Raw genomic sequence first — 23,193 nt, 5'->3', positions numbered from 1 at the left:
TCTCAGTTCGAAGTCGTGGTGGTCGTCGTGGTGCGGGTCGTCGGGATGGGGATCGTCGGGATGGGGATCGCGGCTCTCACTCGACGCCGTCCTGGCTGTACCAGTGCGTCGAGGAGACGAATCGATGCGCCGGCCGCTCCTGCGCCGGCGATCGGCCCTCCGTGATCGTGTGGATCTGCGCACGGACGCGGGCACGATCCTCCCGGTCGAAGGGTGTGCGTCGGAGCGGATCGGGGGCGGCTGAGACGAGCAGCCGGGTGTACGGATGCTGCGGCGCGTCCATCACCTCCGCGCTCGCGCCGCCTTCGACGAGCGCTCCGCGGAGCATGACGATCGTCGTGTCCGCGACGAAGCGCGCGGAGGCGAGATCGTGCGTGATGTAGAGGATCGAGATGCCGCGCTCGTCGCGGAGGCGCTTCAGCAGCTGCAGCACCCCCATCCGCACCGACACGTCCAGCATCGAGGTGGGCTCGTCGGCGAGGATCACCTTCGGGTTCACCGCCAGCGCGCGGGCGATCGCCACCCGCTGACGCTGTCCTCCGGAGAGCTCGTGCGGGTGCCGGTCCAGCAGCGCGGGGTCGAGCTCGACGGAGCGCATCAGGGCCGCGGCCTCCTCGCGTCGCTGTGCGGCGGAGAGGTCGGAGTAGATGGCGAGCGGGCGCTCGAGGAAGTGACGGATGCGCTTCGTCGGGTTCAGGGATCCGAAGGGATCCTGGAACACCATCTGCACCGTGTTCCGGTATCGGCGTGACGCGCGCCGCGGCTCGTCGCGGAGCACATCGATGCCTTCGACGATCAGGCGGCCGTCGGACGGCTGCTCGAGTCGTGCGAGGATGCGGGCGATCGTGCTCTTGCCGCTGCCGGACTCGCCCACGAGCGCCATGATCTCGCCGGCGTGCAGATCGAAGCTCGCACCGTCGACGGCTCTGGTGCTGCGGCGCGCGAACATCGATCCGCCCATGAAGTCCTTGGTCACGTCGCGGAACGAGACCACGACCTCGCCCGCCGCAGCCGGATCCGACGCGGGTCCGTCGACGGCCGCGGCCGTCGACGGTGCCGGCGCGGACGGGTCGCGGGTGATGGGCGGAAAGGCGTCGATGAGCTGTCGCGTGTACTCGTGCGTCGGTCGCGCATACACCTCGGCCGAGTCCCCCACCTCCAGCAGAACGCCGTGACGCATGATGCCGAGGCGCTGACTGATCTCGACCATCAGCGAGAGGTCGTGCGTGATGAAGAGGATCGCGAACCCGAGGCGGGCCTGCAGCTCCTTGATCTCGTTGATGATCTCCTGCTGCACGACGACGTCGAGCGCCGTGGTGGGCTCGTCCATGATGAGCAGATCGGGCTCGAGGGCCAGGGCGATCGCGATCACCGCACGCTGACGCATGCCCCCGGAGAGCTGATGAGGGTACGACGTCATGCGATCGGGGTCGATGCCCACGAGCTCGAGCAACTGCCGCGCCCGCTCACGCGCCTCCGCTCGCCTCATCTTCCGGTGCGTGGTGAAGACGTCGACGATCTGATCCCCGACCGTCATCACGGGGTTCAGGGAGTTCATCGCGCTCTGGAAGACCATCGAGACGCGATTCCACCGGAACGCGCGCAGCTCCTCTCCGGTCAGATGCTCGATCTCGACGTCGCCGCAGCGGATCGACCCGGAGACGATGCGGCCGTTGCCGCCGAGGAGCTTGAGGATGGCGTTCGCGATCGTGCTCTTGCCGCTTCCGGACTCGCCGGCCAGGCCGAACGTCTCTCCGCGGCGGATGGTGAAGGACACGTTCTCGACGGCGGTGACGGATCGTCCGTTCACCTCGTAGGCGATGGTGAGGTCGCGGACGTCGAGGATGACGTCGGCCGCGTCGGGTGCTTGCGCGCTGCTCGCGCTCGCGCTCGGTGTGGTGATCATCGCCGGCGGTCCTTTCTCTTGGTGCGTCCGGCGAGTCGAGGATTGGTGATCTCGTCGACGGCGTAGTTGATGAGGGCGAGCGCGAACGCCACCAGGGCGATGGCGACGCCCGAGGGGACGAAGGTCCACCAGGTGCCTCGGATGAGAGAGCCTTCGATGCTCGCCCAGTACAGGTTCGTGCCCCAGCTGATGGCCGAGACGTCGCCGAGGCCGAGGAACTCCAGTCCCGCCTGGGCCCCGATGCCGAAGATCACGCAGGCGAGGAAGGTGCTCATCACGATGGACGCCATGTTGGGCAGCATCTCGCGGAACATGATCGTCAGCGGGCGCTCCCCGGTCACGACCGCGGCGTCGGTGTAGTCCTTGCCGCGCAGGGAGAGGGCTTGCGACCGCACCACTCGCGCCGACCCGGCCCACCCGGTGGCCACGAGCACGATGACGATGGTCCCGGGTCCTGGCGGGAGGAACGCGGCGAGGATGATCAGGAGAGGCAGCCCGGGGATCAGCAGGAAGATGTTCGTCACGACCGACAGCACGTCGTCGACGACGCGGCCGAAGAAGGCCGACACCAGACCGACCAGCAGACCGATGAGAGTGGCCAGCGCTCCGACGGTGAACCCGATGCCGAGCGAGCTCTGGGATCCCCAGATCAGAAGTGCGAGGACGTCCTCGCCCTTGGCCGTCGTGCCGAGAAGGTGCGCGAGCGACGGCGCCTCGGAGCCGGCGACCACCGAGGCACGGGGATTGCCCGGTGCCAGCAGCGGCGCGGCGACGGCGACGACGACGAAGATCGCCAGGATGACGAGGCCGATCACCGCACGACGGTCTCGCAGCAGACGCGCGAGCAGGTGGTCGCGGTACACCGGGCTCTTCACCGGGACGCCGGGACGCGAGGTCGTCGCCGTCGAGAGCATGCTCGATCCGGAATTCTGTACGGACATGATTACCTCACTCGCACACGCGGGTCGAGCCGCACGTAGAAGATGTCGATCAGGAAGTTGGCGACCAGCACGGCGCCGGTCAGGGTGAGGAAGATGCCCTGCATGAGCGGGTAGTCCAGCGCCTGCACGGCCCGGAGCAGCTGATAGCCGATGCCGGGGTAGGCGAAGACGACCTCGGTGAGCAGGGCGCCGCCGACCACGAAGCCGATCGACATCCCGAAGGCGGTCACCGAGGGCAGCATGGCGTTGCGGGCCGCGTAGCGGTACATGATCCGCCGCTCGGTCAGACCCTTCGCGCGCGCCATCGTGATGTAGTCCTCGGCGGCGGTGCCGATCATGGTGTTGCGCATGCCCAGCATCCATCCGCCGATCGAGACCGCCACGATCGTGCCGGCGGGCAAGACGAGGTGCAGCATCAGGTCGCCGATGAACTCCCCGCTGAACGAGGGGACGGTGCCGAGCGTGAACGCCTGACCGATCGGGAACCACTTCAGGGTCACGGCGAACAGGTACAGCGCGATCATCGCGATGAAGAAGTAGGGGAACGACCCGGTGAACACCAGCAGCGGCGGGAAGATGGTGTCCAGCGCACCGCCGCGCCGCCAGGCCGCCCAGATGCCCAGCAGGTTGCCGAGGACGAACGAGATCACCAGCGCCGTGCCGCCGAGAAGGATCGTGTACCCGAGCTGCGCGCCGATCACCTGCACGACGGGCGTCGGGAACTGCGAGATCGAGAGGCCGAGGTTGCCGGTGAAGACGTCGCCGATGTACTGGATGTACTGCTGCCACACCGGACGGTCGTCGAGACCGAACAGGTGCCGGAACTGCGCGACCTGATCGTCGGTCAGGTTCTGCATCTGACCGAGCATGCGGCCGACGGGGTCGCCAGGCATCAGGCGCGGGAGCAGGAAGTTGATCGTGAGGGATGCCCAGAACGCGATCAGGTAGTAGCCGAGTCTGCGGAGAACGAAAGCCATCAGATGCCTCTCAACGTGGTCGCCGCTGGTCGCGGGCGGGGAACGGATGGAGAAGGGTGCCGGTGGCGGCGCGGAGGCGCCGCCACCGGGAGCCCTCACTCGCGCGGGCGGATGTTCGCCAGCACCATCACGGTGCTCGAGACGCTGGCCGACAGCGTCGCGTAGGGGTCGTCCTCGCTCGGCCAGCCCACGAAGTTGGTGCTGTTGTAGGCACCCCACTCCGGGCCGGGGAACAGCGGGATGGTGGGCGCGGACTCCGAGTAGACGGCCTGCAGCTTGTCCATGACGGCCGCCTGCTCCTCGTCGCTGGTGGCCGCGGCGAACTGATCGAGCAGCTGGTCCGCCTCTTCACTGCAGAAGCGCTGGAAGTTCTGGGTCGCCTCCTCGCCCACGGGCTTCACCGTGCGGCACGACATCGCGCTGCGGTAGTACTCGAACGGCGTGACGCCCGCGCCGCTCCAGGCGATGTTGCCCTGGAACGTACCGCCGAACAGCGCCTGGTTGATCTGCGACCAGTCCTGCACCTTCAGCGGTGCGCTGATGCCGAGCTCGGTCATGTTGTCGGAGATCACCTGGGCGACCGCGATCCAGTCGGTCGAGGCGGACCCGACGCCGATGCTGAACTCCAGCGGTGCTCCGTCGGGAGTGACGCGCATGCCGTCGGCCCCGCGCTCGTAGCCCGACGAGTCGAGCAGCGCATTCGCGGCATCCACGTCGTAGGTGGTCCAGTCGCACTGCGAGACGAGTGCCTCGTCGCGCCACGTGTCATACGCGTCGCTCAGGCCGGTGCAGTCGGAGGGGTGCGTGTAGCCGTTCATCCCCTTGGCGACGACGGCCTCGCGGTCGATGCCCATGCTGATCGCCTTGCGGAGGTTCACGTCGTCGTAGGGCCCCTGCGCGGTGTTGAGCGTCAGGGCGATGGTGGAGCCGACGGCCGGGAACCAGTAGCCGCGGTGCTCGGGATCGACATCCACGTAGGTCTTCTGGATGTCCTGGATGAAGCCGAGGCCGAAGTCGATGTCGCCGTTGATCGCGGCGATGTTCGCGGCGTCGTTTCCGCCGTAGGCGATGACTCGGATGCCGGTGTAGTCGGCCTTGTCCTTCTGCCAGTAGTGCGGGTTGCGGAGCAGATCGAAGGACTGCGCCGAGAAGTTGGCGACCTCGGTGAACGGGCCCGAGGCGACGGGGTCGGAGTTCTGGAACTTCGCCGGGTCGTCGACGTCCTTCCAGATGTGCTCGGGAACGATCAGCTGAACACCCAGCTCATACAGGCCGGGCGTGTAGGGACGGTTGAACGCGAAGGCGACCGTCGTGTCATCGGGGGTCGCGACCGAGTCGACGTACTCGTAGGTCGACTCGCCGAGCACCTCGCGGGCGAGGTCGAAGGAGTACGCCACGTCCTCCGACGTCAGCTCCTCGCCGTCGGACCAGGTGAGGTCGTCGTTGAGCGTGAAGGTGAGCGTGAGTCCGTCGTCGCTCCACTCGTACCCGGAGGCGAGCCAGGGCACGATCTCGCCCTTGGGGAGGTTCGTCACCATCATCGACTCGTAGACGGCGTTCTTCGACATCGCGACCGCGGTCGGCGAGAAGGGGTTGAAGTTCTGCACGAACGACGCGTTGCCGATAGCGGCGACGCGGAGCATGTCGGACTTCGCACCGGACTGGGCCGGAGCGCAGCCCGACAGTGCCATGGCGGCCGCGCCGACCACGGCGGTGGCGCCAACTAACGCGCGCCAGAAACGGCGCGAACGAGAATCAGTCATGATTTCCTTTCATCTTTGAACAGGACTGTTCGGGTGTCGAGACGGATGCCCGCATCGTGCGGGAACCCTGCGGGTCAGATCGGGTCAGGTCGGAATCGAGACCGAATTCCGCGCGATGGGCGGGCAGCCCACCATCACGTGGGACGGCGGCTCGCCGTCGGCGGCGTTCATGAGGAGCTCCGCGCCCCGCTCCCCCATCTCGCGGAAGGGCAGGGCGACCGAGGAGAGGCCGGGACGCAAGGATCCGGCGATGATCTCCTGGTTGTCGAAGCCGACGATCGAGATGTCTTCGGGGATGCGGAGACCGAGTTCCCTCGCGGCCTCGTACGCGCCCATCGCGATGCGGTCGTTGGCGCAGAACAGTCCGTCGATGTCGCCATCGCGCAGCAGCTCGATCGCGACCCGGTAGCCGTCTTCGGCCTCGGGGCCGGACCGGACCATGAGCGCGGGGTCGATGGCGATCCCCGCATCGGCCATGGCGCGGCGGTAGCCGGCCTCTCGGCCTTCGGCGGCCACGAGATCGCCCGGCAGATTGATGAACGCCACCCGGCGACGCCGCGCCTCGAGCAGCATCGACGTCGCGGAATAGCCGCCGTTCTCCTCGTCGGGCAGGACCGTCGAATAGCGTCCGAGCGGATCGAAGCAGTGGACGAGCACGACAGGAACCCCGTCGAGGGAGGCAGGGAGGTCGATGGGCCGGTTCCAGGTGGTGGCGACGATGATGCCGCCGACGCGGTGCTCGAGCATCATCTCGATCGACCGGGCGTCCGGACGCTCGATGTGCGCCGCACCGGCGATGATGAGCGACTTGCCGTGGCGCCAGAACCAGTCCTGCGCCCCGGCGATCAGATCGCCGCCGAAGGGGGTCGACACGATGTCGGTCACGAGCCCGAACAGGTCGGTGCGCTGTCCGGCGAGCGCCCTGGCGCCGGCGTTCGGACGATACCCGAGCTCGGCCGCCCGCTCCCGCACGCGGTCACGGGTCTCGGCGGAGACCTGGTTCTCGTCGTTGAACGCGAAGGACACAGCCGAGCGGGAGAGACCGAGATCTCTGGCTACATCACTCATGGTGACGGGTCGCTTCGTCATCGTTGACCGTTCTGTCGCGCGTTAGTACGTGTGAGACCCAAAGCTAACGCGCGACAGAACGAGTGTCAAGCGTTCCATCCGCAGCTCGGCAATTCCGTCAGCCCAGGCGGCGTATCGACGATCGCGTGATGACCGGCATGGGGATCAGCACCGCCCCCAGGGGGATCTCGCCGAGCAGCATCTCGACGGCAGTGCGCCCCATCACGTCATAGGGGAGCCGCGCGGTCGTCAGGCCCGGTCGCTGGAAGCTCGCCAGCTCTTCGTCGTCGAACGACGCGACGGAGATGTCGTCCGGCACCTTCAGCCCGCGCTCCGCGATCGCCTGGTACGTGCCGAACGCCACGCCGTCGTTGCCGGCCAGGATCGCCGTGAGATCGGGATGGGCATCGAGCATCTGCAGGGTGCGGGTGTAGCCGACATCGGGGTTCCAGTCCGGGACGTCGACGACGAACGGCCGAACGCCCGCCTCGGCGAAGGCGGCGTGGATGCCGTCGAACCGCGGCCCGATGGTGACCGAGTGCCGTGGAGACGAGACCGCGAGGGGATTGTTGCCGATCACACCGATGCGGCGGTGCCCGGCGTCGGTGAGCAGCTGCGCCATCGCGTGACCGGCGGTGCGCTCGTCCGGCAGCACCGAGGGGTGCCCGGTCGTCGACGTGCCGTTCACGATCACGACAGGGACGTCCTGGGGCATCTGCGGAACCTCGATCATCCGCGCGCCGAGGAGTCCGATCAGGATGCCGTCGACACGTCGGTCGATCATGGCCTGGATCTCGTCGGAGATCGTCGCGTCGTCGCCCTCGGTCTCGGCGATGAGAACGGTGTAGCCGTGCTCTTTCGCCGCCGAGAGCAGGCCGCGGATCATCTCGGAGGCATAGCGGGTCACGGTGATCTGATCGGAGATGAAACCGAGCGTCTTCGTCTTTCCGAGTCGCAGGCTCTGAGCTGCGGGATTGGGCCGGTACCCGAGCTCCTCGGCGGCGGCGCGGATGCGTCGTGCGGCATCGACGGAGAGGCGCGAGCCCGGTCGATCGTTCAGGATCATGCTGACCGCGGTCTTCGACATGCCGGAGAGCGCGGCGACATCGGCGAGCGTCGGCCTGCGATCGACGTTGTTCGGCACCGGCATCCTCCTGTCGTGACATCTCCAGCTTAGGCAGTGCAGCCCCGACCCCGGAACGACGCGCGTTGAATTGATTTAGCAGAATACTTGCAGCCCCCGATCCGCGATGCTAGCCTCGGCCTGCTGAATCAATTCAGCATCTTCGGTCGGGTACTGCTTCCCGCCTGCGGAGTCACTCACTCAGGAGAGAACATCGTGGTTGATCTCACTCGCAGAGCCCTGTTCGGCGCCATCGGATTGGGCATCGTCGGCACCGTGGTCTCGTGGCCTCGACTCACCGGAGCCGACATCCCCGGGCGCGGAAAGGATGTCCTGACGGTCGCTCTCTTCGGCACCGCGCAAGACGCGGTCGCGCGTCAGGCGCTGGTCGACGGGTTCCAGCGCGCACACCCCGGCATCGAGGTGCGCATCGTCGCCATCCAGGGACAGGACTGGAGCGAGTACTTCGCGAAGATCCTCACGATGATCGCGGCGGGCACGCCTCCGGATGTCGTCACGGTGGCGACGGAGGGCGCGCAGCTCTTCGCCTCGCGCCTCGCGCACCCGCTCGACGACTTCGTGCGCCGCGACGCGTCGGACATGCAGGAGTACTTCGACGACGTGAACCCGGCGCTCATCGAGGCGTTCATGTACCAGGGCAGCCTGTTCCAGATGCCCGACAACTTCAATGCGGCGAACGTCTTCTACAGCACCCAGGCGATGGAGCGTGCGGGGCTCGAGCGCCCCGCGGACAACTGGACACTGGATGACTTCTTCGCGACCGCCCGGGCGATGAAGAAGAGCGCGCCGGGGCAGTTCCTGCCGTACTTCTGGAACAACCGGCTCTGGGGCGGCGTCGTTCCGTGGCTCTACGTCAACAACACCAGCTTCCTCCGCGAGGAGAAGGCCGGCGGAGGCGACTGGTTCTGGAACCGCTTCTATCCCGACCAGCCGGCCCGCAGCGGAGGATACGTATGGCAGCAGGCGGATGCGCTGAACGAGAGCGTCGAGGAGAGCTTCTCCGTGCTGCAGAGCATGGTCTCGGAGGGTCTTGCGGCGAACCCCGCACAGGGCGGCGGGAACGAGCTGGTCTCCCTGTTCTCCACCGGCGCGGTCGGCATGACCCCCGCGGGCGGATTCTGGGTGAGCGGCCTCGAAGAGGCGGGCGTCGCGAACGATGCCTACGACGTGACGTACTTCCCCCGGATGGCGGGGCAGCGTCACCAGTTCGGTGCCGGAGGATACGCGATCATGGAGACCTCTCCGCGCAAGGACGAGGCCTGGGAATGGCTCAAGTACTGCGTCTCGGTCGAGGGCATGAAGATCGCCCACCCGAAGCCCGACTCGTCACTCCCTCGCCGCTCGCTCAACGCCGAACTGTACGGCGCCGGGGTGGGGCCCGCCCACTGGGACGTCTTCTACGACACCCTCGACAGATTCCCCGACACCGGCCCGATGCCGGCGCCTCCCCAACAGGCTGCGGTCGAGTCGGCGTTGCTGAAGAACGTGGTGTCGACGATCACGAACGGCCCGTCCGGCGTCCGCCGCGGGCTGGAGACGATGCAGCGAGATCTCGAGATCGCGCTGGGAGGACGATGATGCCCGAGAGCAGCACGCGAACCCTGACCGTCCCGCCGGGCGCGCGCGGCGAGACCGGCACCGTCGCCCGCTCGGGGCGGTCCATCATCTGGGTCTTCCTGGCCCCCACCGTGATCGGCCTCGGGCTGTTCAACCTCGTCCCGATCGTCGGATCGTTCGTCCTGGCCTTCTTCCGGTGGGACATCATCTCCGATCCGGTGTTCGTCGGAGTCGACAACTTCGTCGATCTCGCGATGAACCCGACGGTGCGCGTGTCTTTCCTGAACACCATCGGCTTCGTGATCGTGGCGGTCATCCTGCAGCTGACGGTCGCGCTGGTGCTCGCCATCCTCGTGCAGTCGAAGATGCCGACATGGTTGCGCACCTTCTTCCGGTCGTCGCTGTTCTTCCCGCTGATCCTGTCGGCGGCATCCGTCTCCCTGATCATGGCCTACCTGTTCAATCAGGAGTTCGGGCTCGTGAACCAGACACTCAACCTGATCGGCATCGCCGACGTCGGGTGGCTGACGACCGGCTTCGGAGCGAAGGTCGTGGTGCTGCTGGTCTACGTGTGGCAGAACTTCGGCTTCACGTTCCTGCTCTTCATCGGGGGCCTCGCGGCGATCCCGAGCGAGGTCTACGAGGCATCCTCCCTCGACGGCGCCGCCGGATGGACGCAGTTCCGCATGATCACGCTGCCCCTGGTGAGCCCGACACTGCTGGTCGCATCGGTCATGGCCATCATCAACGCGCTGCAGATCTTCGATCAGCCGTGGGTGCTCACGCGAGGTGGGCCCGGCGATGAGACCCGAACCGCCGTCATGGTGATCTACGAGTCCGCCTTCCGAGAGCTCGACTTCGGCGGCGCCTCCGCCATCGGAATCGTGTTGACCCTGCTCATCATGCTCGTCACGGCCATCCAGTTCCGGCTGAGCCGCCGATTCGTCTTCTACGGGTGAGGCCATCATGACCACGACAATCATCACGAAGCGCTCGTGGGCCCACAGCCTCGGCACGGGCGGCAAGTTCGTCATCCTCGGGGTGGCGGTGTTCCTCACCCTCGGGCCCGTCGTCTGGACGCTCGTCACGGCGCTGTCGCCCACAGACAGCGTCACGCAAGAGGTCACGGTGGGCTTCGGAGCGTTCGCCGACGTCTTCACCAAGATCCCGCTCTGGCTGTATGCCTGGAACAGCGCGCTCGTGGTGATGCTCGTCGCCGCCGGGCAGATGCTCTCTGCGGCGATGGCGGGCTACGTCTTCGCCAAGTTCGAGTTCCGCAGCAAGAAGATCCTCTTCGCCCTGATCCTCGCGACCATGATGGTTCCACTGCAGGTCACGATCGTGCCCGTGTTCATGCTGGTGCGGGGAATGGGGCTCGCCGACACCCTCCTGGCGCTCATCGTGCCCGCCCTGCCCACCGCATTCGGCACGTTCCTGATGCGGCAGTACTTCATGGGGATCCCGACGGAGCTGGGCGAGGCCGCGCAGCTCGACGGCGCGGGTCCCTGGCGCACGTTCTTCGGCGTGTACCTGCCGCTGGCGACGCCGGCCCTCGCGATCGTCGGCATCCTCGCCTTCAACTATCACTGGAACGAGTTCTTCCGACCGCTCATCATGACCATCAGCGATCAGAACTTCACGTTGCCGCTCGGGCTCGTGACTCTGCAGGGCAATCTCGGCACCGGAAGCATCTCGACGGTGCTCGCCGGAGTGATCCTCTCGATGATCCCTGCGCTGCTGGTGTTCTTCTTCGGGCAGAAGCCGCTGCGCGAAGGACTCACGGCGGGCGTCGGCAAGTGACCGACGCCCCCTCGACGAGAAAGACGACCTCCCCGGTGACCCCCACTGACCTTCCCCCGGTCCGCACCACGAGCCCGCGAACGCACTTCTCTCCGCGCCACAACTGGATGAACGATCCCAACGGTCTCGTCTTCCACGACGGCCGCTACCACCTGTACTTCCAGTGCAACCCGCAGGGCATCGCGCACGCGAACCTCAGCTGGGGCCATGCGACGAGCACCGATCTGCTGCGGTGGACAGAGCACGATCCGGCGATCCTCTGGGACGACGATGCGCAGATCTTCTCGGGCTCCGTCGTGGTGGACCACGGCAACACCTCGGGATTCGGCACGGCCGAACGACCGCCGCTGGTGGCGCTGTACACGGCTGCGGCACCGGGGCATCAGGCTCAGGCGCTCGCATACAGCACCGACGGCGGGTATGCCTGGACGAAGTACCCGGGCAACCCCGTGCTCGACCGCGGCACGAGCGACTTCCGCGACCCGAAGGTGTTCCGCTACGACGACGGCGGGGACGGATACTGGGTGATGGTCGCGGTCGAGGCGCAGGACCGTCAGGTGCTGTTCCACCGGTCCGACGACCTCAAGACCTGGACCTTCCTCTCGTCGTACGGTCCGGCCGGACCGGTCGGCGGCGTCTGGGAATGCCCGGACATGTTCCCGCTCGCCGTCGACGGCGATGACGACGACGTGCGATGGGTGCTGCTGATCAGCCTGAACCCCGGAGGCATCGCCGGGGGCTCCGGCACGCACTACGTCGTCGGCGACTTCGACGGCACGGTCTTCCACCCCAGCGCGCCCCACCCGGCTCCCGAGCCCGCGATGCTGACGGACCGGAGTCAGTCTCGCGAGGAGCTGGAGGAGTTCGGGTGGATCGATTTCGGACCGGACTGCTACGCCGGCGTCACGTTCGACGGTCTCGGTCGACCCGACCGCACCCTCATCGCCTGGATGGACAACTGGGAGTACGCCGGTCGCATCCCCGCCGACGACGCCGACGAGAATCGCAGCGCGATGACGCTTCCCCGCAGGCTTTCGCTCACCCGCGACCAGAACGGGATCGAGCGGCTGCGGCAGGAGCCGGCGGTCGAGGTCGACCCCGCCGAGAACGTCGAGCTGGGCTGCCTGACCGGCGGCGTCGTGCTCGCCGACGGACTGACCGGGGCCGCGCGGATCCGCTTCGCCGCGGCGTTCGGCGATGCGCAGAGCGTCGAGCTGCGCATCGAGTCGTCGTCACGCGATGAGACGGTCGTGATCCGTCAGGACCGTGCGAGCGGACGCCTCGAGCTCGATCGCCCCGGTGCGGGGATGCCCCCGGGTTTCGCCAGGACTCCGTCGATGCTCCTCGGCCAGCCGGACGAGATCGGATGGGATGTGTGGATCGATGCGCTCAACGAGCGGGTCTCCTCTGTCGAACTGTTCGCACAGGACGGCGAGAGGGTGCTCACCGCACTGATCCCCGCCGCATCGCACCGCACCTACTCCGTCAATGCCGTCGGCGGAGCGCTGAGCGGGGCGCGAGCCGAGGTGGTGGATACCCGAGGCTGACCCACACGCGAACCGCCGACGGCTCGCGCATCCCGTCGAACTCGGGCGTCTCCCCCGTCGACACGCCTCCGCCTTCGTGACATCGCTGATGCTCTCGGGGCCGTTCCTCGGCGACGAGCGCGACCATCTCTACACGCTCTACGGCATCCTGCCGATCTCCCGACGGGTGGTCGCCGTCGGCGTGCTCGTCATCGTCATCGGCACGATCACCGCCGTCCGCCTCTACTCGACCCGCGAACTCCGCTGACGCCCGCGTCGACCACGACACGACCGTCGACGATCGTCAACAGCACCGCGGCCTCGCCCAGGCTCTCGGGATCAGCCGTCCGAGGATCGCGGTCGAGCACCGTGATGTCGGCGACGGCGCCCGCCCGCAGAACACCGCCGGTGCGACCGATGGTGCGATAGGGCTCGACGGTCAACCCGCGTAGCGCCGTCATCGCATCGAGCGCCTGATCCGGGCCGATAGGCGGCGCGGTCGGGTCGTCGTGCGGGCGCCGCAGTTGTGCATCCGCGAGGATGCCCACGGCGTCGCTCGGCGCGACGGGCCAGTCCGAACCGAGCGCGAGCGGAATCCCGGCACGGACCAGATCACGGGTACGGAATCCGCGGCCCGCGCGGGCATGGCCCAGACGTCGCGACCAGTTGTCGCTCTCATCCGCTCGGGTGAAGAGCGTGCAGTGGGTCGGCTGCATGCTCGCGGTCGCCTTCGACGACATGAAGACGGCCAGTGCGGCATCCGTCATCGTCTCGATGTGCTCGATACGGTGCGTCGCCGCGTGCTCCGTCAGACCGTCGATCGCGCGCACCACGAAGTCGATCCCGGCGTCACCGATCGCGTGCGTCGTCGTGGGGATGCCACGCCGGTCGAGCTCGGTGAGGGCGTTGCGGTACTGGTCGGGGTCGAGCCACAGCGAGGTGGTGGACTCTCCGAGACAATCCGGTTCATGCAGCCAGGCCGTGCCGTTGTCGATGGTGCCATCGATCATGAGCTTGACGCCCTCGACCACCCAGTGCCGACCATGAGCGCCCTGCAGTGCGGCCAGCCGGACCACCTCGTCGATCGGGGTCCCCGGCACGTACCAGGGCGACATGCGCAACCGGATCGGAAGGTCGCGCGTCTCTTCGATCGCCGTCAGCAGCGGGATCGCATCGGGCGCGAGGTCCTGCACCTGTCCGGAGGTGAATCCACCCCTGGCCATGTTCAGGAGCACCTCGTAGAGGGCATCGACGCGGTGCTCGAAGCTCAGCGGGGGGAGCACCCTCTCCACGAGGTCGATGGCCTGAAGCTCCAGGAGGTAGCCCGTGGGGCGGCCCTGCTCGTCGGTCACGACGCGGGAGCCGTCGGTGAACTCCTCGCGACCGGTGACGCCGCCGAGCGCGAGTGCCGCATCGGACGCGAGCGCGGCATGGGCGTCGAAGAAGCGGATGCGGGCGGGCCGCTCGCCCGCCACGGAATTCAGGACCGCATGGGAGACGGCCTCTTCGCCGAACACGTTCGGGTCGAGCCCCCAGCCGAGCAGCCAGTCCTCGGGGGACAGTCCGGCGACCTCGCCCCGAAGCGCCGACTCCACGTCGGCGAGGGTGCGGCACCGGCTGAGATCCGCGCCACGGGTGAGCTCGATGCCGAACACCGGATGGATGTGGCTGTCGACGAAACCCGGGAGGATCACCGCACCGGGAAGGTCGACCACCCGGGTCGTCTCGTCGATCCAGGCCTGCAGCGCGGCCCTGCGTCCGACCGCCGCCACCTCTCCTGCGACGATGGCCACTCCCTCGACCCCGTCGGAGGTTGCCGGGTCGGAGTCCATCGTGACCACCGTGCCCGCGAAGACCACCAGGTCCGCGATGCCGTCGCGCGTCATCGGGCTTCTCCGTTCTCGACGCGGGCCGTCTCAGGATCGGCACCGCCGATCCGCGCGAACACCTCGGGTCGGCGGGCGCGGAGGACGAGTGCGTAGGCGGCGCCGAGCAGCAGCACAACGGGGACGACGGCGAGGATGATCGCGTTGATCGCGGGACCCGCCGACGTCAGGTAGTCGATGGTGATCACCAGGACGACGAGCAGCACGGCCATCGCGACCAGCGAGACGACGGCAGCCGGCAGCACGTACCACCGGCGCGCCAGGTGCCTGTTGCGCATGATGAAGATCAGCACGGCGATCGAGGCGAGAAGCTGCAGCGTGATGATGCCGTAGACGCCGGGCGAGTTCACGAGGATGACGAGCTGCGTGAGCGGGTCGAGGCCGGCGGTGCCGAACGCGATGACGACGATGACGGCCACGACGCTCTGGATCACGCCGGCGATCCACGGCGCCCCCATGCGGTTGGTCCTGGTGAAGGCCGCCGGGAGGATCCCGTCGCGCGCCAACGCGAAGCTGTAGCGGTTGATCGCGTTGTGGAAGGCGAGCTGGCCGGCGAAGATGCTCGTCACGATGAGCACGAACATCACCGATACGCCCCAGTCCCCCACATACGCTCCCATGGCGGTGAAGAAGAAGGCCGCGGGGTCCTGAGCGATCACCCCTTGCACCTCGCCGTCACCGAATGCCTGGATCACGAGCCACAGGGTGACCGTGTAGAACACTGCCAGGAATGCCACCGCGATGTACGTCGCGCGCGGGATCGAACGATCGGGGTCGCGGGTCTCACTGCGGTACAGGACGGTCGACTCGAACCCCATGAACGCGGCGAATCCGAATCCGAGGATGGCGAACATGCTCGGCGTGAAGATGTTCTCGGGCGCGAACGTCCCGAACTCGAGCTGCCCGGCGCGCTGGGTGAGGATCGACGAGGCGAGCACCACGAGCAGGATGGTCTCGAGGACCAGGAGCACTCCCAGCACCTTCGCCCCCACATCGACACCGGCGACGGCCAGCGCGAAGACGAGCACCGCGCCGATCACCGCGAGGAGCCACCACGGCACGTCGATGCCGAAGACGGTGGCGAACATGCCCTGCGCCATGACCCCGAACAGGCCCCAGAGGCCGATCTGCAGAAGGTTGTAGGAGATCCAGGCCAGGAAGCCGGCCGCGAGTCCGACCACGCGGCCGAGGCCGACCGCGATGTAGGTGTAGAAGCCGCCCATCGCGGTGAGGTTGCGCGCCATGAAGAGGAACCCGACGGCGAACACGGCGAGGACGATGCCCGCGACGGCGTAGACGATCGGAGCCGAGACGCCGCCGATCAGGACAGCCAGGGGTCCGATCCCCGCGAGAACGCTCAACGGGGCCGCAGCCGATATGACGAGGAAGACGACCCCCCACGCACTGAGGGCTGCTTTCTTCAGCTGGCCGGTGTGCTCCTCGTTTCGAAGAGACGTCTGCTGGGTCATGGCGTGCTTTCCTTCCGTCGGGTGGCCGACCTGCGCAACACGCCTGCGGGTCGTTGGACGACAGTGTGGCGCACGGAACATCGATTGCGCAATCGATTGGGCAATATTGATACCCAGCGGCGACATAGGATCGACAGGGAGGTCACGATGTCATCGACACGAGCCGCGACGCTGCAGGACGTCGCCGATCTGTGCGGAATCTCGCGAGGCACGGCATCCCGCGCGCTCGCCGGCACCGGTCGTGTCTCCGCCGAGACGAGACGTCGGGTGCTCGAGGCGGCGCAGACCCTCAGCTACTCGACGAACAGCGGAGCGCGCAACCTCCGCCAGGCACGGGCGGGCTCGATCGGACTCTGGTTGCCTCGCGGCATGAACTTCATGGAGTACTACATGAACTTCGCCGTCGGCGTCGTGCAGAGCACAGAGGATCGAGAGCTGACGGTGTCTCTCATTCCCGCCGAGTTCCCCGCGTCCAAGGCTCGAACCCTCCACGTCGACGGATTCGTGATGACCGATGTGATCGGCGACGACGAGCTCGCCCGTGCGATCCTCGAATCCGGGCGCCCGGTCGTGACCTCCGAGCTGGTGCCTCCGGGGATGCCCGAACCCACCGTGGCGCTGGCGGGCGATCATCGCACCGCGATGGATCGGCTGCTCGATCGGCTGCGTGCGAGCGGAGCGACGTCGATCGCCGTGGTGCGGCCCATGATCGATCAGATGTGGGCGCGGCTCGCCGCCGACGCGGCCGCGGACTGGGCGGACGCCACCGGTATCACCGTCAGGTTCATCGACCTCCACGGCGTCCCTTCGGCTGAGGAACTGCACACGATGATCCGGGGCCTGCACGACGCTCACCCCGATGTCGACGCGATCGTGTGCCTCCCCGAGGGTCTCGGCGTCGGCATCCTCTCGACGCTCCGCGAACTCGGCCACTCCGTCCCCGACGATGTCCAGCTCGTCGCGTACAACGACAGTCCCGCACTGCAGATCGTGCAGCCTCCCATCTCGGCTCTCGATCTGCGCGCCAAGGATGCCGGGATGCGAGCGGGCGAGATGCTCATCTCGCTGATCGAGAAGGCCGATGACTCCGTGCGCGGCACCGAGTGGTTCGACCTGATCTATCGCGAGCGCGCATCGACCCGCCCCGTCGGACACGCACGATCCTGAGATCTGCCGACGCCCGAGCCCGCCGCTAGCTCACCCGATAGGCGCGGTAGCGCACGGCGTTCGCCTGCCGTTGGGCCACCGCGAGGAACAGGGCACGCTGCAGGTGCGCGAGCCCCGGTGCCGCCGTCTCGATCTGCACCGTGGTGCGGAAGTAGTACGAGCCGGGGTCGACCTCTTCGCCTCGACCCAGCCGTTCGAGGATGTCCGGGGTGCCGGTGCGCAGGCCTGTGGCGTGGAGCAGAAGCAGGTCGCCGCCTGCGGTGCGAGCGGTATAGCGACCGTCGATCTCGATCGTGCCGTCAGCACGCACGATCTGCCAGTCGGCGCCCCCCGGCAGGATCTCGGCCTCGACCCCGCCGGTGACCCTTCCGCCGAGGATCGGCACCACACGACGATGACCGACGCTGGTGACGAGGTGGTCTTCGAGCGGACCGAGATCCACGGTGACGTCGAACGCGATCTCGAGGCCGGGACGCGGAAGCTCGTCGTGCGATGTCATCGGATCGGCTCCTCAGCTGGGGCAGCCGTATCTGGCGTCGCGGGCGGCGACTCCGTGCCGGCGAGCACGGCGCAGAGCCTTTCGAGAACGGGGAGAGCCGCATCGAGTGCCGCCCGCTCCCCGGGCTCCAGCCGCGCCGACGCCTGAGCGACGAGCGCGGAGTTCGCCGCGTCGAACCGGTCGAACAGGTCGAGTGCGGCCGCCGAGGCCCGCACCACGACCCGCCGACCGTCTGTCGGAGCGGGAGTCCGCTCGACGAGACCGTCACCCTCCATCGCGCCGAGCAGGTTGCTCACGGTCGAGCGGCTCAGACGCAGCCGGTCGGCGATCTCGGCCGGGCCTCGAGACGTGCCCCGAGGGAGCGCGCGGATCACGTCGATCTGCGCATCCGACAGCTCCGGCAAGCGGGCCTCTGCGCGTGTCGCGGCGAGCAGTGCGCGGCGCAGCGGGGAGATGACGGCGGCGAGCCTGCCCGCGTCGAGATCGCTCATGGCGTCACCGCCGATGCCGGCGTGAGCGAGGGGCGCTCGTTGAGGGTCTCGGGCAGGAAGCCCGCTGCGGTCTTGTAGTCGACGGCGATCCGCTCGCGTTCGGCGTACGGGATCACATCGTCGATGTCGGCGAATCCGTGCGGGGCCCGCTCTCGAGCGAGCTGCATCACCCGCTCGGGTCCGGTGGCACGCGTGCCGGCGAGCAGCGCGGTCATCGCAGGACGCCGCGCCTGCTCGTACGCGGCGAGCGCCTCATCGATGCCTCCTGCCGTGGCCAGGTGGAAGGCGAGGGTGCGGGCATCGAGGATCGCCTGCGAGCCGCCGTTCGACCCGTTCGGGTACATCGCGTGGGCCGCGTCGCCGAGCAGCGTGGTGCGACCGAACGTCCACTGCGGCAGGGCGTCTCGGTCGACCATGGGGTATTCGAGGATCTCGTCCGCGGTGGCGATGGCCGCCGGCACATCGAGCCAGTCGAAGCGCCAGTCCCGGAACAGCTCGGCGATCGGCGCGGGGTCGACGGCGCGGTTCCAGTCCGCGTCTCCTGATCCGCCGACGCGACGCTCGGCGATGAAGTTCACCGGCATCCGGCCGTCGGCGTCGACGGGGGCGAGCGGGTAGGCGACGAACTTCTGCTCGCCGTCGCCCGCCATGATCATGGTGCGTCCGTCGAGGAACGCCGGGATCCGGGTCACCCCGCGCCACAGGGTGAGGCCGCTCCACGGCGGCGCCCCCTCGGCGGGGTATCGCAGCGCGCGCAGTGCGGAGTGGATCCCGTCGGCGCCGATGATCACGTCTGCCGTGTCCTCGACTGTGCCGCCGCCGGTGGCGAAGCGCGCGGTCTCGGTGCCGTCGTCGTTGCGAGCGATGTCGATGAGACGGTGATCGAGGCGGATGGGCTCGGCGAGACGAGCCTCTGCGAGGTCGCGCAGCGCGAGCTGGAGCCGACCTCGATGCACCGACAGCTGCGGCCAGCGGTAGCCCGCCGCGATGCCGCGCGGCTCGCTCCAGATCGGCTGCCCGACACGGTTGTAATAGGCGAGAGTCCGCGGCTCGACACCCAGCTCGGCTATCGTGTCGGCGATGCCGAGCTCGGTGAGTTCGCGCAGCGCGTGCGGCAGCAGGTTGATGCCGACCCCGAGGCCGCGGATCGCGGTGCTGCGCTCGTAGACGGTGACGTCGCGCAGTCCGGCCTCGTGCAGACTGACGGCCGCGGCGAGTCCGCCGATGCCCGCCCCGATGATGATGATCTTCATTGATCGCTCCTGGCTGCGACTCACCGTGAGCCGCCCCACGTAGTTTTGCAACAAAACTACATGGGCGCAAGGGTCAGGAATCGCTCGGCGGCGTCGCCGCGATCGCACAGGGCACCCGCGCCTGAGGCGCGGGTGCCCTGCTGTCGCGAGTCAGTCGCCCGACGGGGCGAACATCCGCACGGTCTTCGGCACGTTCACCTCGGTCGCCACTTCGACGTCCTTCGAGGTCGCCCACAGCGCACCCAACGAGGCGATCGGGGCGTTCAGAGCATGCTCCACGGTGTAGGCGCTGGCCTTCTTGTAGAGCTCCGCCTGTGCGTCGAGGTCCGACTCGGCGGCGATCGCCGTGAGCATCTCGTCGAACTCGGGCGTCTCCCAGTTGAAGGGGTTCAGGAAGCCGTTCGGAGAGAAGTGGTTCGCCATCTCTCGACCGGCGAGGTTCGTGCCCTCGGCCCAGACGACCGCCGCGTACTGACCACCGGTCAGCGAGCTGGCGATGTTCTGCGGCGGCACCGGCTCCCACTGCACCGTCACCCCGATGTCACCGAGGGACTGCGTGATCGCGGGCTCGTAGTTCTGCGACACGAGCGTGCTCGGCATCGTCAGCGTGAATCCGTCGGGGTATCCGGCGTCGGCCAGCAGCTCGCGGGCCGCCTCGGGGTCGAACGGATAGGTGTCTTCGAGCGAGGCGTCGTACGCGGCGCCGTTCATGTTGAAGTTCTGCTCGGTCGGCTCCGCGATGCCCGCGAAGAGAGTGTCCACATAGAGCTGGCGATCGAACGCCATGTTGAGCGCCTGCCGCACGCGCTCGTCTCCGAGCGCCGGCTGGATCGCCCCCTCCCGGTCTGCGAGGAGCAGGAGGATCGTCGCCGCCGAGCCGATCTGCGCCACGGTGAGGTTGGAGCTCTTCGCCTGCTCGAGCTGCGGGGCCTGGATGTTGGCCGCGTTGATCTCGCCGGCGACGAGCGCGTTGAAGATCGCGGTGGAGTCCTGGATCACGCGGACCGTGACGGTCTCGAAGGGATACGCCTCGGCGTTCCAGTAGTCGTCGCGACGCTGCAGGACGTAGGAGGTGCCGTCGACCGTCGAGTCTGCGAGCTCGTACGGACCGGATCCGGTGGGACGGACGGCGCTCTCGGCATCGTCGAGCACGGCGGGATCTCCGATGACTCCGGTGGCCTGGGCGAGATAGTTCACCAGCACCGGGTCGGGCTTCGAGAGATTGAGCACCACGGTCACGTCATCCGGCGCCTCGACGGACTCGACGGAGCTCAGCTTCGGCTGCTGCTGCCCGGGGGTCTCGCGAGTGCGGTTGAGCGTGTCGGCCACGTCCTGAGCGGTCACGGCGCCGCCCGTGCTGAAGGTCAGATCGTCGCGGAGAGTGAGAGTGAGCGTGAGCAGATCTTCCGAGTACTCCCACGACTCTGCGGCGTTGGGGACGATCTTCCCTTCGTTGTCGACCTTCAGGAGCGTGTCGAACAGCGAGGACCAGATGAACGTCCCGGTTCCCTCGTCGAGCTGGGCGGGGTCCAGCGAGGGGGGCGGCGCCTGGATCGCCAGGGTGAGCGTGGCGCTGTCGTTCGACTGGCCCTCGGACTGCCCCCCGCTCGGGCTGCTGCAGGCGGTGATGCTCAGTGCGAGGGCGAGAGCTGCGGCGATTGCCGTGGCGGCACGCGCAGATCGACGCTGTGAACTGGTGCGCATGATGCGAGACTCCTTCGTCGTAACGGGCTGACGTTGCCCGAATGACGACAGTCAACCACGTATCGGCGATTTTGACAACCGATTGCCAACACTATGACGACCCGCTCCGCCCGCGCGCGCAAAGGGGCGACCCCTGCGCGATCGCAGGAGCCGCCCCGTCATCCGTCCGTCCGTTCCGAGAGCTGCCGATCAGCCGTCCGACCAGCGCTGCCGCAGGACCCGAGCCACCGACTTCGGCCGGCGATCCCGAGTGAAGACGCCCTTCTTGTTCCCGTCGACGCGGAAGATGCCGACCGTCGTCTGGAAGTCGGCGAAGTTCCAGATCTGCTCACCGACGACGGCGTCGATCCGGTCGAACACCCGGTGATACATCTCCAGGAACGCGATCTGGTATTCCTCCGTCCAGGGCACCTCGGCGACACTGTGCAGCCCGCTGAGCGTGTCGACGCCGTACTCGGTCATGATGATCGGCTTGTCGTGATGCGCCGCCCACCCCGTCAACTCCTCCTCGAGAGCCTTCTCTGCCGCCACCAGGTCGCCGGTCGTCTCGTACCAGCCGAAGTACCGGTTCAGGCAGATGACATCGAAGAGGTCGACGATGAGGTCGTTGTCATAGCGCGCGGCACCCTGGTTCGCGAAGGTGACGGGGCGCGAGGGATCGAGCTCTCGGGTGAGCTGCACCAGGGGCTCGAAGTACTCGCGCACCCCGTCTTCGGCCGACGCCGGCTCGTTCGCGATGCACCACATGACCACCGACGGGTGATTCGCATCCCGCGCGATGAGCTCGCGGATACCCTGCGCGTGCGACTCCCGGGTGCGGTCGTTCATGGTCTCCGGCGAGAACGTGGGCTGCGTCGCTCCGCCCAGCAGTCCCGCCGCCATGTTGATGTTCAGACCGACGGCCGCGGTCTCGTCGATGACGACGATCCCGTGTCGGTCCGCGTAGTCGAGCCATTCCTCCGCGTACGGGTAGTGCGAGGTGCGGAACGAGTTGGCCCCGATCCACCCCAGGAGCTCGAAGTCCCGCACCATGACGGCGTTGTCATGACCCTTGCCTCTGATGTCCGCGTCCTCGTGCTTGCCGAACCCCGTGAAGTAGAACGGCTCGCCGTTGATGAGGAACTGCTGCCCTCGCACCTCGACCGTGCGGATGCCGACGGGCAGCGTGTACTCATCACGCGAGTCGCCCTCGGCGCGGACCACCAGGTCGTAGAGATAGGCCGCGCCCGGCTGCCACAGGTGCGGCGAGTCGACGATGATCTCGCCGGTCGATCCGAGAGAGCGGCCGACCTCGACGCCCTCCTCGTCCACGAGCGTCACCGACACGGGCATCTCCGTGCTGAGCCCGGCGGTGTACGCGACGACGGCGACGCCGTCATCCCGTACCGCCGTGTCCACCCGGATGTCGGTGATGTGCTGCCGCGGGGTGGAGTAGAGCCGCACGCTCCGAGGCAGGCCCCCGTAATTGAAGAAGTCGTGGCGGTACACCTGCGTGTCCCGACCGTTCTCACCGGGGACCACGAGCCCTGGCGGGATCGTCTCCCACGTGAGCCGGTTGTCGACGGCGATCGAGACGCGGACGGCGGTCCCCGCCTCGACGTGATCCGTGATGTCGGCTTCGAAGGGCGTGTAGCCGCCGTCGTGCTCCACCACCAGGGTGTCGCCCACGTAGACCGCGCCCCTGTGGGTGGCGGCATCGACGCGCAGCACGATCCGCTCGTCCCGCCACGTCGCCGGCACCGCGATCTCGCGCTGGTACCACACGACGCCCACGTGGTCGCGGATCGCGGGGTCGACGAAGACGTCGTTGTAGCTGGAGGGGACGGGTGCCTGCCGAGTCACCGGCAGCGTCGTGGTCCACGGCGTCTCGGACACCTCATGATCCAGAGCGAAGAGCCACAGCCCGTCGAGGGATCGGATGTCGCGGGAGGGCGTGCTTCGGGGGGTCAGCATGATGCATCCTCTCGACCGCCGGGAGCGGTGCATTTTGTCAATCGGTTGCCAACAGTGAATCGATCCAGATCCGTCGACCGGTCATCTCC

19 protein-coding genes are annotated in these 23,193 nt (G+C 67.7%); 6 read left to right on the top strand and 13 right to left on the bottom strand.

The window, feature by feature from the left end:
* Positions 1-76 precede the first annotated feature (76 nt).
* The 6 genes from FQ142_RS04405 to FQ142_RS04380 all read right to left on the bottom strand — a co-directional run bounded on the left by FQ142_RS04405 (position 77) and on the right by FQ142_RS04380 (position 7,799).
* Complete coding sequence (locus FQ142_RS04405) at positions 77-1,906, bottom strand: ABC transporter ATP-binding protein (protein WP_149422383.1); 1,830 nt, start codon at positions 1,904-1,906, stop codon at positions 77-79.
* The gene (locus tag FQ142_RS04400; RefSeq protein ID WP_253384359.1) at positions 1,903-2,847 is read right to left on the bottom strand and encodes an ABC transporter permease; all 945 of its coding nucleotides are present in this window, start codon (positions 2,845-2,847) and stop codon (positions 1,903-1,905) included. Before FQ142_RS04400 ends, FQ142_RS04405 begins: the two co-directional genes overlap by 4 nt.
* Before the next feature lie 2 nt (positions 2,848-2,849).
* Positions 2,850-3,824 carry an ABC transporter permease gene (locus FQ142_RS04395; protein ID WP_056415664.1) on the bottom strand — a complete coding sequence of 325 codons (975 nt, stop codon included), beginning with the start codon at positions 3,822-3,824 and terminating at the stop codon, positions 2,850-2,852.
* A 95-nt stretch (positions 3,825-3,919) separates the two neighbouring features.
* Entirely contained in the window at positions 3,920-5,587 is a 1,668-nt protein-coding gene (locus FQ142_RS04390) for an ABC transporter substrate-binding protein (protein WP_149422382.1), read from the bottom strand.
* An 84-nt stretch (positions 5,588-5,671) separates the two neighbouring features.
* Positions 5,672-6,655, bottom strand: coding sequence for a LacI family DNA-binding transcriptional regulator (locus tag FQ142_RS04385; protein ID WP_188042305.1), 984 nt, complete (start codon positions 6,653-6,655; stop codon positions 5,672-5,674).
* A 118-nt stretch (positions 6,656-6,773) separates the two neighbouring features.
* Positions 6,774-7,799: a LacI family DNA-binding transcriptional regulator gene (locus tag FQ142_RS04380; protein ID WP_149422380.1), complete on the bottom strand. Its 1,026-nt coding sequence runs from the start codon at positions 7,797-7,799 to the stop codon at positions 6,774-6,776.
* A gap of 195 nt (positions 7,800-7,994) precedes the next feature.
* Between FQ142_RS04380 and FQ142_RS04375 the strand changes: the two genes are divergently transcribed.
* The 5 genes from FQ142_RS04375 (at position 7,995) to FQ142_RS17415 (ending at position 12,950) form a co-directional block, all read left to right on the top strand.
* Entirely contained in the window at positions 7,995-9,377 is a 1,383-nt protein-coding gene (locus tag FQ142_RS04375; protein ID WP_149422379.1) for an extracellular solute-binding protein, read from the top strand.
* Positions 9,377-10,315 (top strand): carbohydrate ABC transporter permease, encoded by a 939-nt coding sequence (locus FQ142_RS04370; protein WP_223145267.1) that lies wholly within the window; start codon positions 9,377-9,379, stop codon positions 10,313-10,315. The genes FQ142_RS04375 and FQ142_RS04370 overlap by 1 nt, the downstream gene beginning before the upstream one ends.
* Positions 10,316-10,322: 7 nt before the next feature.
* Positions 10,323-11,156 (top strand): carbohydrate ABC transporter permease, encoded by an 834-nt coding sequence (locus FQ142_RS04365; RefSeq protein ID WP_149422378.1) that lies wholly within the window; start codon positions 10,323-10,325, stop codon positions 11,154-11,156.
* Complete coding sequence (locus FQ142_RS04360) at positions 11,153-12,703, top strand: glycoside hydrolase family 32 protein (protein WP_316502124.1); 1,551 nt, start codon at positions 11,153-11,155, stop codon at positions 12,701-12,703. Before FQ142_RS04365 ends, FQ142_RS04360 begins: the two co-directional genes overlap by 4 nt.
* 76 nt (positions 12,704-12,779) lie before the next feature.
* Complete coding sequence (locus tag FQ142_RS17415) at positions 12,780-12,950, top strand: hypothetical protein (RefSeq protein ID WP_188042304.1); 171 nt, start codon at positions 12,780-12,782, stop codon at positions 12,948-12,950.
* Here FQ142_RS17415 and FQ142_RS04355 read toward each other — a convergent pair.
* Positions 12,910-14,568, bottom strand: a complete 1,659-nt coding sequence (locus FQ142_RS04355; protein ID WP_149422376.1) for an amidohydrolase — start codon at positions 14,566-14,568, stop codon at positions 12,910-12,912. The two genes, FQ142_RS17415 and FQ142_RS04355, sit on opposite strands and share 41 nt — an antisense overlap.
* The gene (locus tag FQ142_RS04350) at positions 14,565-16,037 is read right to left on the bottom strand and encodes an APC family permease (protein WP_149422375.1); all 1,473 of its coding nucleotides are present in this window, start codon (positions 16,035-16,037) and stop codon (positions 14,565-14,567) included. Before FQ142_RS04350 ends, FQ142_RS04355 begins: the two co-directional genes overlap by 4 nt.
* A gap of 147 nt (positions 16,038-16,184) precedes the next feature.
* On the opposite strand from FQ142_RS04350, the gene FQ142_RS04345 reads away from it, so the two are divergent.
* Positions 16,185-17,204 (top strand): LacI family DNA-binding transcriptional regulator, encoded by a 1,020-nt coding sequence (locus FQ142_RS04345; RefSeq protein ID WP_149422374.1) that lies wholly within the window; start codon positions 16,185-16,187, stop codon positions 17,202-17,204.
* A gap of 25 nt (positions 17,205-17,229) precedes the next feature.
* Here FQ142_RS04345 and FQ142_RS04340 read toward each other — a convergent pair whose 3' ends face one another.
* From FQ142_RS04340 to uidA, 5 genes are all read right to left on the bottom strand, one after another.
* On the bottom strand, positions 17,230-17,703 hold the full coding sequence (locus FQ142_RS04340; protein WP_149422373.1) for a DUF3237 domain-containing protein: 474 nt from the start codon (positions 17,701-17,703) through the stop codon (positions 17,230-17,232).
* Entirely contained in the window at positions 17,700-18,194 is a 495-nt protein-coding gene (locus tag FQ142_RS04335; RefSeq protein ID WP_149422372.1) for a MarR family winged helix-turn-helix transcriptional regulator, read from the bottom strand. Before FQ142_RS04335 ends, FQ142_RS04340 begins: the two co-directional genes overlap by 4 nt.
* The gene (locus FQ142_RS04330; protein ID WP_149422371.1) at positions 18,191-19,447 is read right to left on the bottom strand and encodes a flavin-dependent oxidoreductase; all 1,257 of its coding nucleotides are present in this window, start codon (positions 19,445-19,447) and stop codon (positions 18,191-18,193) included. Before FQ142_RS04330 ends, FQ142_RS04335 begins: the two co-directional genes overlap by 4 nt.
* 150 nt (positions 19,448-19,597) lie before the next feature.
* Positions 19,598-21,151 (bottom strand): ABC transporter substrate-binding protein, encoded by a 1,554-nt coding sequence (locus FQ142_RS04325; RefSeq protein WP_149422370.1) that lies wholly within the window; start codon positions 21,149-21,151, stop codon positions 19,598-19,600.
* 189 nt (positions 21,152-21,340) lie between these two features.
* Positions 21,341-23,104: a beta-glucuronidase gene (gene uidA, locus FQ142_RS04320; RefSeq protein ID WP_149422369.1), complete on the bottom strand. Its 1,764-nt coding sequence runs from the start codon at positions 23,102-23,104 to the stop codon at positions 21,341-21,343.
* Between the last annotated feature and the right edge of the window lie 89 nt (positions 23,105-23,193).

The organism is Microbacterium sp. ANT_H45B (genome assembly GCF_008369345.1).
Taxonomy (GTDB): domain Bacteria; phylum Actinomycetota; class Actinomycetes; order Actinomycetales; family Microbacteriaceae; genus Microbacterium.
The sequence above is the reverse complement of the archived record's forward strand: the minus strand, read 5'-3'. Positions and strand labels throughout refer to the sequence as shown.